13 protein-coding genes are annotated in these 14,874 nt (G+C 68.3%); 4 read left to right on the top strand and 9 right to left on the bottom strand.

Features of this window, described 5'->3' with window-relative positions; genetic code table 11:
• Window positions 1-119: 119 nt before the first annotated feature.
• A complete protein-coding gene (locus ACIPSE_RS12870; protein WP_401661311.1) occupies window positions 120-1,187 on the top strand; it encodes a LacI family DNA-binding transcriptional regulator in 1,068 nt (355 codons plus the stop codon).
• Between the two features lie 213 nt (window positions 1,188-1,400).
• Window positions 1,401-2,570: a helix-turn-helix domain-containing protein gene (locus ACIPSE_RS12865; protein WP_401661308.1), complete on the top strand. Its 1,170-nt coding sequence runs from the start codon at window positions 1,401-1,403 to the stop codon at window positions 2,568-2,570.
• A 514-nt stretch (window positions 2,571-3,084) separates the two neighbouring features.
• On the opposite strand, the gene ACIPSE_RS12860 is transcribed toward ACIPSE_RS12865, so the two are convergent.
• The 9 genes from ACIPSE_RS12860 to ACIPSE_RS12820 all read right to left on the bottom strand — a co-directional run bounded on the left by ACIPSE_RS12860 (window position 3,085) and on the right by ACIPSE_RS12820 (window position 12,498).
• Window positions 3,085-3,558 (bottom strand): putative PEP-binding protein, encoded by a 474-nt coding sequence (locus ACIPSE_RS12860; RefSeq protein WP_401661306.1) that lies wholly within the window; start codon window positions 3,556-3,558, stop codon window positions 3,085-3,087.
• An 88-nt stretch (window positions 3,559-3,646) separates the two neighbouring features.
• Complete coding sequence (locus ACIPSE_RS12855) at window positions 3,647-4,117, bottom strand: hypothetical protein (RefSeq protein WP_401661303.1); 471 nt, start codon at window positions 4,115-4,117, stop codon at window positions 3,647-3,649.
• Between the two features lie 123 nt (window positions 4,118-4,240).
• Entirely contained in the window at window positions 4,241-5,242 is a 1,002-nt protein-coding gene (locus ACIPSE_RS12850) for a 3-hydroxyacyl-CoA dehydrogenase NAD-binding domain-containing protein (protein ID WP_401661300.1), read from the bottom strand.
• A complete protein-coding gene (locus tag ACIPSE_RS12845; RefSeq protein WP_401661298.1) occupies window positions 5,229-6,158 on the bottom strand; it encodes a 3-keto-5-aminohexanoate cleavage protein in 930 nt (309 codons plus the stop codon). Before ACIPSE_RS12845 ends, ACIPSE_RS12850 begins: the two co-directional genes overlap by 14 nt.
• A gap of 7 nt (window positions 6,159-6,165) precedes the next feature.
• Window positions 6,166-7,353, bottom strand: a complete 1,188-nt coding sequence (locus ACIPSE_RS12840; RefSeq protein WP_401661295.1) for an SRPBCC family protein — start codon at window positions 7,351-7,353, stop codon at window positions 6,166-6,168.
• 152 nt (window positions 7,354-7,505) lie between these two features.
• Window positions 7,506-8,087 (bottom strand): TetR/AcrR family transcriptional regulator, encoded by a 582-nt coding sequence (locus tag ACIPSE_RS12835; protein ID WP_401661292.1) that lies wholly within the window; start codon window positions 8,085-8,087, stop codon window positions 7,506-7,508.
• A 634-nt stretch (window positions 8,088-8,721) separates the two neighbouring features.
• Complete coding sequence (locus ACIPSE_RS12830; RefSeq protein ID WP_401661290.1) at window positions 8,722-11,637, bottom strand: SpoIIE family protein phosphatase; 2,916 nt, start codon at window positions 11,635-11,637, stop codon at window positions 8,722-8,724.
• A 175-nt stretch (window positions 11,638-11,812) separates the two neighbouring features.
• On the bottom strand, window positions 11,813-12,175 hold the full coding sequence (locus ACIPSE_RS12825; RefSeq protein WP_401661288.1) for a hypothetical protein: 363 nt from the start codon (window positions 12,173-12,175) through the stop codon (window positions 11,813-11,815).
• A 26-nt stretch (window positions 12,176-12,201) separates the two neighbouring features.
• A complete protein-coding gene (locus ACIPSE_RS12820; protein ID WP_401661286.1) occupies window positions 12,202-12,498 on the bottom strand; it encodes a hypothetical protein in 297 nt (98 codons plus the stop codon).
• 810 nt (window positions 12,499-13,308) lie between these two features.
• Between ACIPSE_RS12820 and ACIPSE_RS12815 the strand changes: the two genes are divergently transcribed.
• Entirely contained in the window at window positions 13,309-13,647 is a 339-nt protein-coding gene (locus ACIPSE_RS12815; RefSeq protein ID WP_401661284.1) for an Lsr2 family protein, read from the top strand.
• A gap of 632 nt (window positions 13,648-14,279) precedes the next feature.
• Window positions 14,280-14,831 (top strand): cupin domain-containing protein, encoded by a 552-nt coding sequence (locus tag ACIPSE_RS12810; protein WP_401661282.1) that lies wholly within the window; start codon window positions 14,280-14,282, stop codon window positions 14,829-14,831.
• Window positions 14,832-14,874 lie beyond the last annotated feature (43 nt).

The raw sequence follows: 14,874 nt of genomic DNA, 5'->3' as shown, positions 1-14,874 counted from the left end.
CTAAATTCATTAGTTCGACATATGGCCAGCTCAGAGCAGTTCTTGCGCCGCTCTTGCAGCGGATCACTAATGCGCTTTAGGCTGTTCTGGCTCAAGCGCTTTAGTGGATTGGGGAGCAGGTGCCAGCCAAGCGGTCTCCCGCGCGCCGGCCGACGATGAAGGACATCGCGCGGCGCGCCGGGGTCTCCGAGAGCGCGGTCTCGTTCGCGCTCAACGACCGGCCCGGGGTCTCCGAGATCACCCGCGCCCGGGTGCGCCGGGTCGCCGAACAACTGGGCTGGCGGCCCAGCACGGCGGCGCGCCAGCTGTCCGGCGAGGGCACGGCGACGGTCGGGCTCGTGCTGGCGAGGCCCGCGGACACGCTCGGCGTGGACTCGTTCTTCCTACAGCTCATCTCGGGCATTCAGGAGGTGCTGGCCGAGCGTCATCTCGGCTTGCTCTTCCAGGTGGTCGAGGACGTCGACGACGAGTGCGCGGTGTACCGGCGCTGGTGGGCCGAGCACCGCGTGGACGGAGTGCTGGTCGTCGACCCGCGGACCGACGACGCGCGCCCCGATCTGCTCGACGAGCTGGGGCTGCCCGCGGTGGTCATCGGCGGGGCGCCGGACGCCCGGCATCCGGGCCTGTCCACGGTCTGGGCGGACGACGCGGGCGCGATGGCGTCCGTCGTGGGACGGCTGTACGAACTCGGCCACCGGCGGATCGTGCACATCGCGGGCCTGCCAGGGCTCGCGCACACGGAGCGGCGTATCCGCACGCTGCGCGCCGAGGCCGACCGGCGAGGGCTCGCGGAGGTGTGCTCGGTGACCACGGACTACTCCGACGCGGAGGGTGCGGCCGTGACGCGCCGCGTCCTGGAGGGGGGCGTGCTGGGGGGCGGTGCGCCGCCGACCGCGCTGGTCTACGACAACGACGTGATGGCCGTCGCCGGGGTCGCCGCCGCGACGGAGCTGGGCTTCTCGGTGCCGGGTGACGTGTCGGTGGTGGCCTGGGAGGACTCGGCGCTGTGCCGCATGGTGAGGCCGTGGTTGTCGGCGCTGTCCCGGGACACGGCGGCGTTCGGCCGAACCGCGGCGGCGGAGCTGACGTCCTTGCTGGACGGGGGGCCCGCCCGGGCTGTGGGGGTGCCGGTACCGGGGTTGATCGAGCGGGACAGCACCGGGCCCTGCGGGTCCTGCGGAGCTTGAGCGGGGAAGGCGGGTGGGGGTTGGCTGTTGGGTGCGGGTCCGTCGTGGTGGCTCGCACGGCTCCCGGCGCCCCTAGGCAATCCAGTGGTGCCTCACCATTCCCACTGGCCAGAGGCGGTCTTTCGAGCCCAGCGGGACGACGGTGCCTCAGAGGCCGGTTCTGCGATGCCGTTTCAGGAGAGGGCTCGTCGGGGGTAGTGGCAAGCACGGGCTGTGGCCGGGTGGCATCTGCGCCAGCGTGATCAGGTCAAACGCGCCGACACCGCGGTGTGCCGGTCTGGGGTCGACAACTGCCAGCAGGTGCCGGATCTCAGCCACTGTGAGCGGGGCCAGGCCGACTGTGTCGTCTCTGCTGCCCTCATCAATCGCCGCGGTGGCCAGGGTGGCGAGGAAAGCGTGCGCGAGCACGGCCAGAGGGATGTGCCGATACCAGCCCGGACAGCGGCGCACCCGTACCCGTCGAGGCCGCACTGCCCCGTGGCGGCCTGGAAGCATGCCTCGATCGCCCAGCGGGAGCCGGCGACGCTGACCAGCTTGTCGACGGTAGGCCAGGCATGGGGAGATCTCGGCAGGACACTTGAGCCTGCGGCGGGCCAGTACCCACCGCTCGTGCGTGGGCGGGTCGGGGTCGAGAACGACAGTGACGGGCAGCTTCGCCGCGGCCCGGGTGCCGCGCACGGTCTGAGTCACACGTCGGCCGCGCTGAAGGATCTGCCCGTGATGATCACGGACCCTGCTGCCCCTGCTCAGGAACCGTTCGACTTCGAGTTCCTGTGCGGCGTCTACCGCTTGGAGCACGCCCAGACCCCTCACTATTTCCGCGCCCTGCCGGACCTGATCACGCTGATCCCGGACTACGACCGTCTTCTGCAGTTGCGGGCCCTGTTCGAACTCCTCAGCGCGGACACCGCCGAAGCACATCTGGGCACGGCCGCGACGCTCCCGGCGCTGCTGGACCTCATCCTGGTGCACTCACTGCGCCAGTGGGCGAACGAGCAACACGACCCGACCGGATGGCCCCAGACCGACGACTCCCAGATCGCCGCTGCTCTCCGGGAGATGCACACACGCCCGCAGGCACCCTGGACGGTGCAGCGACTGAGCCAAGTGGCCGAGCTGCCCCGAGCGGTCTTCACACGGCGTTTCACGGCCGCGGTAGGCAAGCCGCCCATGTCGTACCTGATCGGCTGGAGGCTGAGCCTGGGCGCGCGGCTGCTGCGGGAAACCGACGCCACGCTCGCGTCGATCGCTCGTGAGGTCGGGTACTCCACCGAATTCGCCTTCTCGGGAGCGTTCACTCGCGCGTACGGCACGCCGCCCGGCCGGTTCCGCCGTATCCCCACGACAGTCCATCTCCCATCGCTGACGACCCCGGGCCCCTGACAGGTGAGGGGGCAGTCGGACGTTGGGCGTCAGCACGTCGGCCTTTGGGAAGACCGACCCAACCGTCTGTCTTGGTGCGCGTCGGCGCGGACCAAGCCGCACAGGGCGCGCCCGCGTCTTTCCATCGATAGCACCATGATCTCCCGTCATGGGAGGGACAAGTGGGGGAAGTTCGATTGGCACGCCGCTTGTGGCGGCATACGTCGCAGCCGCGAACCTCTGCAACAGCTCGGGAACGACCATTCGACGTCAGCGACGGCGACGGCGCAGACTGTGAGCTACGACCTGTCGAATCGACTCGACCAGCACCCTTGCTCCCCCCAACGCACCAGCGGAACCTGCCGTCGTGACGACATCGGACCTGGCATGTCCCCGTCCGGCGCGCACAAGGCCCTGTTGCCTTCAGCCGGTCAGACGCCCCACACCAGGACGAGACGGGCGTCCTGGAAGCCCTGGCCTCGTCACGACTCCGGACTCCCTGGTCCGCTGTGGGAGCGATGTACGGGGGTCCGGGTCAGAGAAAGATGTCCAGCATGGTCAGAGCCCCTTCATCCACGAATGTGGCCGCTCCGCGGCGTGCATCCGCCGCATCGGAGGCGTCCAAGGCGCGGCGCGCCATCTGTCGGCATTGTTCGGTGGTGTGTCTCCCGAGCGCGTACCGGACCGCGGGCAGGGCCGGTGGTGCCGTGGACAGGCTCGTCATTCCCAGGCCGGTCAGCACCAGGGCCATGACCGGGTCGGCCGCCGACTCGCCGCACACGCCGACCGGTTTGCCGAGTTCGCGGCCGGCGGCGGCAGTCGTCGTCACCAGGTCGAGGACCGCGGGCTGCGAGGGGTCGAGGAGGCGGTCGGCGGCCTCTTCGCGGTGAGCGGCGCCCAGCACCGGATGTTCCGCGACGCGCTGGACCAGCTCATCGGCCTCCTGGCCGACGGAGCCGCCGTGGAGGCCATCCTCAATCGCTCCGCCACACACCACGGACTGGCCCATCCCCTCACCGACCTGCTCGAAAGCTGATGTCCTCCGTCCGAGCCGGCTGGTCCGTTGCGGGCCTTCTGCTTCGCGTGGAGGGCGTCAGCTACTTCGTGTGGAGGGCGTCGGCGCAGGCACGGCACTCCCACGTCTGCATGTGGATCGGCAGCCACGGGTCGCTCGGCAAGTCGGACTGGTAGTTCACCCGCTCCATGTCCTCGGTCGGCTCACCGCAGAACGTCCGGTCGCCCACACCTCCTGACACGTCCGAGTCGACCGGCGCAGCGTGCACCACCCTGATGTGGCCGTCCGGGCCGACGTCCTCAGACAGTTCCTTGCGCAGCTCACGCACCACGATGATCGCCATGCGACCACCTTCGGCGCCGACCGTGCCGACCGCATCTCGACCGACGTGACCACCAAGGTCCGCGAACACCTCGGCCAGCCACCTCCGGTGCTCCCTGCCGGGCGCCGCGTACGGGCCGTCCACCGCACTCTGCTGGTTCGGATACTGCCGCTCGCTGAGCGCGGCGTTCGTTTCGCCGACGACGCTGACGGCGACCGCGCGCGGTCGCACGTGTGCGGCTCGGTCCGCTCACGCATCCAGCCCCGGACAACGGGACCGGCCGATCCGCCGCAAAACATGGACGGGTCGGCCGAGACCGGCCATGCGCCGCATGGGCGGCGCTCCGGGGCCGGTCTAGTCGGCGGCCCGGGGCGGAGCATCCGAGTCACCGTCACGGGTGCCGTGTGTCGCAACGACGACTGCGGTCAGGAGGGCGTCTCTCTCGGCTGCCAGGTCTCTGATGCCCTCTGGGTCCGTGGCCGCTGACAGTCCTTCGACCAGTCGCGCCGTGGTCGCCTGGTCCAGGTGGGGTCGGCCCAGGTCGTCCCACCAGCGGTTGAAGCTGTCGCCGTATCGCTCGCAGAAGACGGCCAGGCCGCCGTCATCGCCGCCGAGGTGGAACAGTGCCGTGGGGCCCATCACCGCCCACCGCAGGCCGGGGCCCGACGAGACGGCGGTGTCGATGTCGTCGACTGTCGCGACGCCCTCGTTGACGAGATGGATGGCCTCGCGCCAGAGGGCGGCCTGGAGACGGTTCGCGACGTGCCCGGGAACCTCGCGCCTGACCTCGATGGTCACCTTTCCGACCGACTCGTAGAACCCGCGGGCCCGTGCCACGACGCCGGGGGCGGTGAGCTCGTTGCCCATCACCTCGACCAGCGGGATGAGATGCGGAGGGTTGAACGGATGGCCGAGAACCAGGGCGGCGGGGTTCCGCCACCCCCCTTGGAGTTCGCCGAGTGTCAGGCCGGAGGCGGACGAGGCCACCACCGTGGCCCGTCCGAGGGCCGGTTCGATGGTCCGGTACAGCTCGTGCTTCAGGGCGATCCGTTCCGGAATGCTCTCCTGGACGAACTCCGCTCCCTCCACGGCGGCACGGGGGTCGTCGCAGAGGACCAGTTCGGCTTCGGGGGCTTCGGTCTTCGCGAGCCCCAGCGCGGTGAGCACGGGCCAGGTCTCTTCGACCGCCGCCTTGACCCGGGCCGCCGTGGCGGGGTCCGGATCGTAGACGGCGACGGACTTGCCGGCCGCCAGGAAGAGAGCTGTCCAGCTGCGGCCGATCAGCCCGGCCCCCAGCACCGCCGCACGCCCGCCGCAGGGCGCGTGCGAGTCGTTGCCCTGGTCAGAACGCGACATGGTCACCGCCTTTCAGTCCCAGCCGTTCCCGAGCCTGGCTCGGCGTGGCCAGTTCGTGCCCCAGCGACTCGACGATGCCCCGGATCTTGCGCACCTGGGCGGCGTTGGACATCGCGAGCTCACCTCGGCCGATGAAGAGGCTGTCCTCCAGCCCCACCCTCAGATTGCCGCCGAGCATGGCCGCCTGGGTCGCGAACGGCATCTGGTGCCGGCCGGCGGCCAGGACCGACCACTCGTAGTCGTCGCCGAAGAGCTTGTCGGCGATCGTGTGCATGTGGAGCAGGTTGTCGAGGTCCGCTCCGACGCCGCCCAGCACGCCGAAGACCATCTGCACGAAGAACGGCGGCTCGATCCACCCCTGTTCGATCAGCCAGGCCAGGTTGTACAGATGGCCGAGGTCGTAGCACTCGAACTCGAACTTCGTCCCGTGGCCCTGCCCCAGCTCCTTCACGATGTACTCAAGATCGGTGAAGGTGTTCTTGAAGACGAAGTCGCGTGTCATCTCCAGGAACTCCGGCTCCCAGTCGTGTTTCCACCGGGAATGCTTTCCGAGCATGGGGAAGATGCCGAAGTTCAGTGACCCCACATTGAGCGACGCCATCTCAGGGGAGGTCGCGACCGCTGCCCGGAGTCGCTCCTCGCGTGTCATGCCGAGTCCGCCTCCGGTGGAGACGTTGAGGACCGCGTCGCACGCTCCGGCGATCCGTGGCATGAACTCCAGGAAGAGTTCGGCCCGTGGATCCGGCCTGCCGGTCTCGGGATGGCGGGCATGCAGGTGGATGATGGCCGCCCCGGCCTCGGCTGCCTCGATGGCTGCGGTGGCGATCTCTTCCGGTGTCACCGGGAGGTGTGGTGACATCGTCGGGGTGTGGATGCCGCCCGTAGGGGCGCAGGTCACGATGACAGGCTTCGGCATGGCGGCCTCAGACGTGGCTCGACGTGACGCGACCGGAGTCGTCGGCGGTTTCGCCGCTGATGCCGACCAGCCGTTCGTAGGCGTCGATGAGGAGCCCGTGGAAGTGGTGCACACCATGTTCGGAGAGACCTGACCCGGAGGGGTCGTAGACGATGCGCCCTTGGTCGAAGGCCGGCGTGCGCATGCCGCGCTGGACACTCTCGACGAGAGTGATGTCCTGTTGCTGGAGGACGCCGTCGATGTACTTCACGGACTCGGCTTCGGCGTCGTCGAGTTCGGTGGTCTCGAAGTAGAAGTCCCATGTTTCGAGGGTCAGTTCGGGCCCGGCAGGCAGGATCTGCAACACCATGAAGTTGCCGCGGCCGGGGTAGCGCAGAAGGCAGGTGTTGGGCCACAGCCACCACACCGCATGCTGTTTGACCGTCGCGCCTGACACGTCGTAGGCCGCGTTGGCGCTGTTTCCCGCCTCGGCGAAGTGGCTGGACCAGATGCCGTGCGTCCGGACGTCATAGGTGTTCATGTCGACGAGGTCGACGAACTCCTTGTGCGCGATGTGGCAGTGGTAGCACTCGAGGAAGTTGTCGACGACGTTCTTCCAGTTGCTGCGCAGCTCGTACGTCAGCCGCTTGGCGTGCGTCAGTTCGGCCACGTCCGGTGCCCAGTGGGCGATCTCGGCCGCCAGGTCGGGGGCCTGCTGCCCCAGAGGAGCGGCGGCCGGGTCCAGGTTGACGTAGACGAACCCGCCGAACTCCTCCACCTGGACCTGGTCGAGGCAGATCTCCGACTTGTCGAAGGTCTCCATCGCGTCGGCGCGGCGCGCCGCCTTCAGTCGGCCGCCCAGGTCGTAGGTCCAGGCGTGGTAGGGGCAGACGATGTTCCGAGTCGTCCCGGATCCCGAGAGAAGTTCGTGTGCGCGGTGCTTGCACACGTTGTAGAAGGCCCGCAGGTCTCCCTCACGGTCACGGACGACCACGACCGGCATGCCCGCGACGGTCGCGGCCACATAGCTGCCCGGCCTCTCCACTTTCTCGACATGGCAGACCCACTGCCACGTACGCGCGAAGACGCTCCGGAGTTCGGCGTCGAGCCATTTCGGGTCCACGTACGCCTCCGACCGGAGGGACATGGAGCGCGCGGGATCCTGATGAAAGCCCGCGGAGATGTTGCGTACGTCATTGACCGTGACGGCAATCATGCCTAGCACGTTATCGACGACTGGACGATCGTTCAACCCCGGTTTGGACGGTCGTTCAATCTCGCCCACGGGTGCCGATTCGCCGCATACGCAAGTGACTTGAAGGCCGCGCGCAAGGCCGGACGCCCTCCGCCGCCGCTGCCGGGACCGGACTACGGCGCCAGCGCGATCTCCTCGCACCGCACCACCGCACGCCGCAGCGAAGCCTTGTCCAGCCCCAGCAGAGCGGTGAGCCACATGCCGTTCTGCACGACATCGACGTCAGCCGCCCGCTTGTTGCACTCCGCACGGCTGAGATCCGGCCGGGCGGCACGGATCAGCGCGGCCAGACCGGCCCGATAGCGTTTCTGCGCCGCCGTGTTGATCTGGGCGAACTCCTCGTGCGCCTGCGCGAGAGACCACAGCTGCAACCGCAGCGAGAGATACTCCGTGGTCAGGAACTCCGGGGCCGCCACCCGCCGGAGGGCCGCACGCAACTGCCGCTCGGGCGAGGCCCTCGAGGTGCGTTCGACCAGGGCGATGTCCTGCTCCTCGATCCGCCGCAAGGCAGCGCTGATCAGGCTCACCTTGTCGTCAAAGTAGTAGTTGACCAGGCCGAGAGCGACGCCTGCCTCACGAGCGACGGCACGCATGCTCACACCGGAGATGCCCTGGTGCGCCAGCAGACCGAGAACCGCGTCGATGATGCGCTCGTGCCGGTCCTTCTCAGGAGAGCCGGCAGGAGAACTGGTCATCGCGCCAGCATATCCGCACGCTCACACCAACCCGGACGGAGCGCCAACGGGCCGACGGCCGCAGCCCCTTCACGCACCACAGCGACAGCGACGAACATGACCTGTCCCACTCTTCGAAGTCCCGGACCGATTTCCGTTACACAAAGGAACACCGCTCACCCCGCACACTCGCCGCGCACCGCCTCTCCGCTTCACCGAGGCTCTCCGATTCGAAAGCCACCAGCCGGTGCGGCGCACGGGGCGTCGAGGCGGAAACGGGCCTACCGGGGACGACGTGGCGACGAAGGTCGTGGAGGGCTTCAGCCGCACGCGGTCGTCACCGCACGGGCGGCGAAGTTGCTGCGCCGCGGCGCCGTAGGCCGAGGAGCGGGGAACGGCGTCCGTCTCATCCGCCCGCGGCCTTGAGGGTGTCGGGCCGCCGGCACAGGGCTGTCAGCCGTGACGGCGAAGGCCTCGCTTCAGGCCAGGTGCCGGTCCGGCCGGGGTGAACCAGGGGCTCTATGCGGCAACGAGCTCATCCACCGACCGGTCTTTCCACCCAGCGACCCTGCACCGCTGCAGCATCCCGGTGAAATCCATCAATCGGCCGTCCCTGTACGGTGCGCCCGCCTGCGTCGAACCGGTGGTCTCGCGATCAGTCGTTCTGGAAAAGGGCCGCGTCCAGGTGCAGACCGAGGGTGGCGGGTGTTGCTTCGATGTCCTCGTCCGGGCCGAGGAGCGCCTGTTGGGTCCATATGCACTTACCCGTCGGGGTATAGCGGGTCCCCCAGTGCTGGGACAGAGCACTGACGAGTTGGAGTCCGCGGCCGCCTTCGTCGGTGTCCGTGGCACGGCGGATGCGGGGCATCGTGAGGCTTCCGTCGAAGACCTCACACACGAGGTCGGTAGCGTGGAGAAGACGGAGGCTGACGGGACCTTTGGCATGTCGGACGACGTTGCCCACCAGTTCGCTGACCAGGAGTTCCGTCGTGGGTGCGAGGTCGTCCAGTCCCCAGGCGGAGAGCTGCTCACGGATGTAGGCACGGGCCTGACCGGCTGCCCGGGGGTCGTCGGCGAGCGGCCATGAGGCGATGCGGTCGCTGGTGAGGGCGTGCAGCCTGGCCACCAGGAGCGCCGCGTCGTCGGGGGCCTGCGCCTCGGCCGGAAGCAGCCCGGCCGTGAGAATGTCACAGAGGTGTTCGAGGTCCTGGTCACCCCCTTCCTCGTGCGCGCTGCGCAGTATCCGGCCCAGTTCCGCCATGCCCTCGTCCATCTCGCGTTTCGACGACTCGACCAAGCCGTCGGTGTAGAGCACGAGTACGGCTCCGTCGGACATGGCCAGTTCGGTCGTCTCGAAGGGAGGCTCGCCCGCACCCAGCGGCGGGTCGGAGGCCAGTTCGGGGAAGTGCACGGTTCCGTCGGCGTGGAGCAGAGCGGGGGGCGGGTGCCCGGCGCTCACGATGGTGCAGATCTGGGTGGTGGAGTCGTAGAGGGCGTAGACGCACGTGACGTAGAAGTCGTCACCCATGCCGGCGACGATCTCGTTGAGGTGGGCCATGATCTCGTCGGGAGGCAGCTCAAGATCGGACAGCGTGTGTACGGCCGTGCGCAGCCGGCCCATCGTGGCGGCCTCCGGCAGGCCGTGTCCCATGACGTCTCCCACGACGAGGGCGACCCGGCCGCCGGACAGCGGCATCACGTCGTACCAGTCGCCGCCCACGTCCATGCCCTGTCCGGCGGGGAGGTAACGGGCCGCGGCCTCGCAGGCGGGAAGATCGGGCAGCCCACGGGGCAGGAGACTCCGCTGGAGCTGGCGGGAGCGGGTGTGCTCGGCATCGTAGAGCCGCGCTCGTTCCAGGGCCTGCGCGACGAGAGCGTTGATGGCGGTCAGCAGGGTGCGTTCGTCGTCGGAGAGACGGCGGGGGTGGTCGAAGGAGACGACGCACACCCCGAAGGTGTGCCCCGACGCCTTCATCGGAAGGAACGCCCACGATTGCTTCCCCCCGCGGGTGACGAGGTCGGCGAGCTGCGGTGCGTGCGCCAGGAGCTCGCTCGGTGAGGAGAAGAACAGCGGCTCGCCCTTTTCGACGGCTTCCCAGGCAGGGTCGCTCGTCACGGGGGTCCGGTCATCGATACGGCCGAGGAAATCGTCCGTGTACCCGGCGGCTCCTACGTAGTGGAGCCGTTCGTCCTGGGCGACCTGCACGAGCAGACCGGCCGCGCCGAACGGGGGCAGCACCCGATGTGCGACAGCGTCCACGACGTCTTGGGACGTCGTCGCACTGGCGAGGTCGGCGGTCAGCTCGGCGATCCGTGCCGCTCTCTCCGAGGCGGCACGTTCGGCCGCCTGGTGTTCGTCCGCCAGACGCTGTTGATCTGTGACGTCGGTGAGGTACAGGGTATGGCCGTCAGGGCCCGGGACCAGCCGGACATGGTAGTGGCGCCCGCTGTCCGGCATGGAGACGGAGAATCCCGTGGGGTTCCCCTGGGCAGCGGCTCTGCGGCACCCGCTCTCCAGTCCCGGGATCAGCTGCACCCCAGGGACGTCCCACAGCACACGCCCGAAGAGTTCCTCCTCGGAGAGGCCGAGCGTCTGCTCCGCTTCCAGATTGGCGAAGGTGATCCGCCAGGCGCCGTCCACCGCCAGGAAGCCGTCGCTCATGTGCCGAAGAGCCCGACTGAGCGCGTCACGCGCGGAGCGGGACTCGTTCGTCTCCCAGCCGACGCCGATCATCCGCAGGGCTTCGCCCTGGCTGTCGTAGGTGGCCCTGCCGCGGGCACGGGTCCAGCAGTACGTGCCGTCCCGGCGCCGCACGCGGTACTCGGCCTCGTACAGGGTGTGGTCGCGGATCGCCCGCTGCGCCGAGCTCAGCGTCTGGGGCAGGTCGTCGGGGTGGACGATGCGGAGCCAGTCCTCGATCCTGCCGGTGAAGTCGGCGGGGCTCGTGCCGTACAGCTCCAGCGCTGCCTCGTCCCAGACGAGGGCACCGGTACGCACGTCCCAGTCCCATGAGCCGACGCTCACCTCTTTCAGAGCCTGCCGCAGCCACTCTCCGCTCAGGTCGGGCTCAGCCGGACCGAGCGGGGGCCGTGCCAGGGCCATCCGCTTCTCGGTCCAGGCGGTCACGGCCCTGAGGAAGTCCCACTCGCTCGTCGTGGGCTCTCCCCGGTCGCCGGTCACCACAGTGAAGGCCCCGATGACCCGCCCGGCACCGGACAGCGGAAGGACGGCGAGCCCGGTGCCGGGCCAGGCAGTCTCGGCAAGTCCGCCGGGAGCTGCCGCCGGGGCGCCTTCACCGGCCTTCATCGGCGCCCAGAGTCCCTCGGCCTGCCGCAGGGCCAGGGCCGGCGCCAACGGCCCCTCCTGGTCGACGATGTCCCACGGGCGGGTGAGCGGGGCGGGAAGGCCGACCGTCGACACCAGCCGCAGCGCGGACATCGGACCGCGAAGGTGGATCATCCCGCCCAGGGCGTTCAGCTCGCCTACCGAATGCAGGAGAGCCAGGCGGAAGACCTCGCTCTCCGCGACTCCGGGGTCCACCGCGTTGAGCAGCGCAAACCGCGAGTTCATAGATCAAACGATAGCGCCCTTTTGAAAAGTCGATATGGGAACGGTTTCGGGCCCTGAATTCGCCTCCTTCGACGCAGCGGAAATGCAGGCCACGGAACTTGATCTCGTGATGTTGTCGGTCGGCTCGTGGGGACGGCGTCAGGGTTCGAGACCGCCGTCTGTTACCGGCTCGGGTCTATGACGACGGCTGTAGCCAGCGCCGCGCCACGGCGAGGGTCACCTCGGTGTCGTCGCTCCAAGAGCAGACCTCCAGCCATGACAGGTAGCCGGCTTGCGCGAAGACCAGGATCTCGCCCGGGCACTCGCCGGTTTCGGTGAGCAGCTGTGCGCCGGCAGCAACGACGGTGCCGGGGCCCGTTGGCGCGGGCTCCACCGCGTCGGTGTCGAGGTCGAAGTAGGCAGTACCGCAACCGCACTCGCAGCGGGATTGCACCCTGAGTCGGGGCACCTGCCGTCGGAGGACCGCGTGAACAGGCTCGTCCGGGTTCAGGACGAGGTCGAGCACGTCGGCTACGTCCACGGGCAGGCTGTCGGTCATGCCGCCACCGTAGCTGACCAGCAGCTTTAGGCTTCGACCACTCTCATCTCGGGGACGCCGACCCGACGCTCACCGGTCCAGGTCCAGGTCGGTTCCGGGTCGGTTGCGGCGAGGCAGCCGTCGATGGCCTCCGGCCGGTACGGCAGTATCTTTGGTTCGCTCTTCACGGCACGGGTGATCTGGACGAGGTCTGCCGTAGTGAGGTTGCCGATGTCACGCTTGAACAGCGAACAGACGCCGTCGGTCGGGTTGGGGTCCGGTGCACAGGTGGGCAGCTGGAACAGGGTGAGCCGCTCGGTGTTCACAGGGATGAACTCGCACATTCCGGCCCTCGGGTGTAGGCGGACATATTCCCGGACCCACAGGATCGGTCCCGCCCTCGTAAGGCTCCACGGCCTGGAGCCTTACTCGCTCCCGCAGGTCCTCTCGGCGTCGGTCAGTCCGCCGCCTTGCGCGTACCTCACCCACAACCGCTATCAATGCCCAAGGCCATCTGCCATGCGAACAGCACCGACATCAGTCAATCAGAGTCCGCAGACGTAGCACACAGTGAACTGTTCCGGGTGAACGCCCGCAGAGGGCGGGACCGGTGGCAACGATTTCGGTGCCGACGGACGAACAGATCTACGCCAAGGACAGTTCCAGCAGGTGGAGGAGCGCAGCCAGACGGAACTTCCAGCACCAGAGCAGCGATTGCGGCCCGCTGAGGAACTGCCAGGATGCTCGGGGAGTCGCAGGTCGAGGCCGCGCTGTGGCTCGCGATGCGGGAGTCGTTCTGTGCGTTCCAGTATCCGATTCCACCGCCCATGATGTTCCAGCCCATCCCGCCACGGGACGCCAGTGCAGGCGCTGAACGGTCTGCCGTCGATCAGCTATCGCCGCTTACGCACCTGCGGCTGACTCGTCTTCTTGCGCTGGGACAACAACGGTTCCAGGCAGGCCCACTGTGCATCCCGAGGACGATTGCATGCTCAAATCAGGCGACGGCTGCGATGTTTGGAGCTGGCGGACCCAATACTGCGGCCGCATTGGCGAATTGCGGGTCCGAGCGGCGTTGCATCGGCGGTCGACACACTGCAAGAATCAGCGCAGTAGGCACCCCTTCCGCTTTGAACCCGAAGGACGAACCGGCGATGGCACAGCAAACCATTATCCAGCTGCTCGATGACCTCGACGGGTCCGAGGCTTCCGAGACGGTCGTGTTCGCCTTGGACGGCAAGACGTACGAAATCGACCTGAGCGACAAGAACGCGACCAGCCTGCGCAAGGCATTGGAGCCGTACCTCGAAAAGGGCAGGAAGACAAGCCAGGCTCGCGGCAGCAGGCGAGGAAGTTCGTCGTCGGCTGGAGCTTCCAACGGCGACACTGCGCAGATCCGCGCATGGGCCAAGGAAAATGGCTTCGAGGTAAACGACCGGGGTCGCGTTCCGGCAGAGATCAAGGATGCCTACGCGAAGGCCAAGGCTGCCTAACGACTTCATGTTTCACTTCAAGGCCCCCGTCGCGACGGGGGTCTTGGCGTTTACTCGCTAATCGCTGCGGCGCACGGGCAGGGAACGCCAACGCTCCAAGACCTGTCGGACGAGCGCCGGAGGGTGAGGCTCGGCGTTTCGCTGCCACCGGGGCGAGCGGAGCCCCGGACGAGTCGGCACCTCCTGAACGCCATGCAGGTGAGGCTTTCGGAGACGGCCCACAACCGCTGCCGGGCGGCCACCTCGTACGGCTGAGGGCTGGAGGTGACCAGCCGGGGTGGGGCACGCGGCCGGCGCGCGGGCTGATGCGCAGATGGCGCGTGGAGGGGATGCCTGGTTGCTGCGGCATTCTGCCGCGTGGCACCGGGCGGCCGTGGCAGGGGTACGCCGCGCGCTGGTCTCCCACGCCCAGGACCCGCCGGCATCGCCCGCGACGAGGCTCTGGCCGTGCTGCGGGGAGCGCCGGTCGCCGTCGACGTCCTCTGCATCGACCGCGCGGGTGCCGTCGTGGGGCGGAGCTGACCCGGCCTTCGACCGATCCTCAAGCCCAGATCCCTAGCGTGACATCTATTGCATATTCCTTGCAATAACTCACCATCTGCAATAACTAGTCCGATCAAGGAGTTGATCGCATGGGCGACCTCATAGTGCTGCCGGGGCAGGGACGAAAGCTGGTCACCAAGGCGCAAGAGGTGACGTTCAAGGCAGGCGAGGCGCAGGGTTCCGACGTGTCGATCTTCGAGGTGGTCGTGCCTCCGGGATTCGACACCGGCGCGCACTTCCACGAGCAGTCGCAGGAGTTCTTCTACATCCTCGAAGGCGAGCTGGAACTGCTGGCCTTCGAACCGACCGAACGCACGGGGGACGACTGGCTCGGATGGGAGTCCGTCGACGGGGAGCGCGTCGTCCGGGCAGGCGCGGGCAGCAGCATGTTCGTGCCGCCGGACACCCCGCACGCGTTCCGCAACGCCACCGACGAACCCGTCCGCATGCTGTTCCAGTGCTATCCCTCGCCCGAGCACGAGCACTACTTCGAGGAGATCGCCGAGATCTGGTCGACCGGCCGGGCCGTGGACGCCGAGGCGGTGCAGCGCATGCGCAGCCGGTACGACGTCAAACAGATCACGCCCATGCGGTTCGCGCCGCCTTCGGAGCAGTCTTCCGGGGCGGCCGTCGACAGCTGACGGATGGCGGCCCCGCACGCCTGTCGGCAGGAGTGCCGCTCAC

It is taken from the genome of Streptomyces sp. NPDC090106, assembly GCF_044747265.1.
GTDB lineage: Bacteria > Actinomycetota > Actinomycetes > Streptomycetales > Streptomycetaceae > Streptomyces.
Note: the sequence above shows the minus strand (reverse complement) of the source record. Positions and strands in the feature narration are given on the sequence as shown.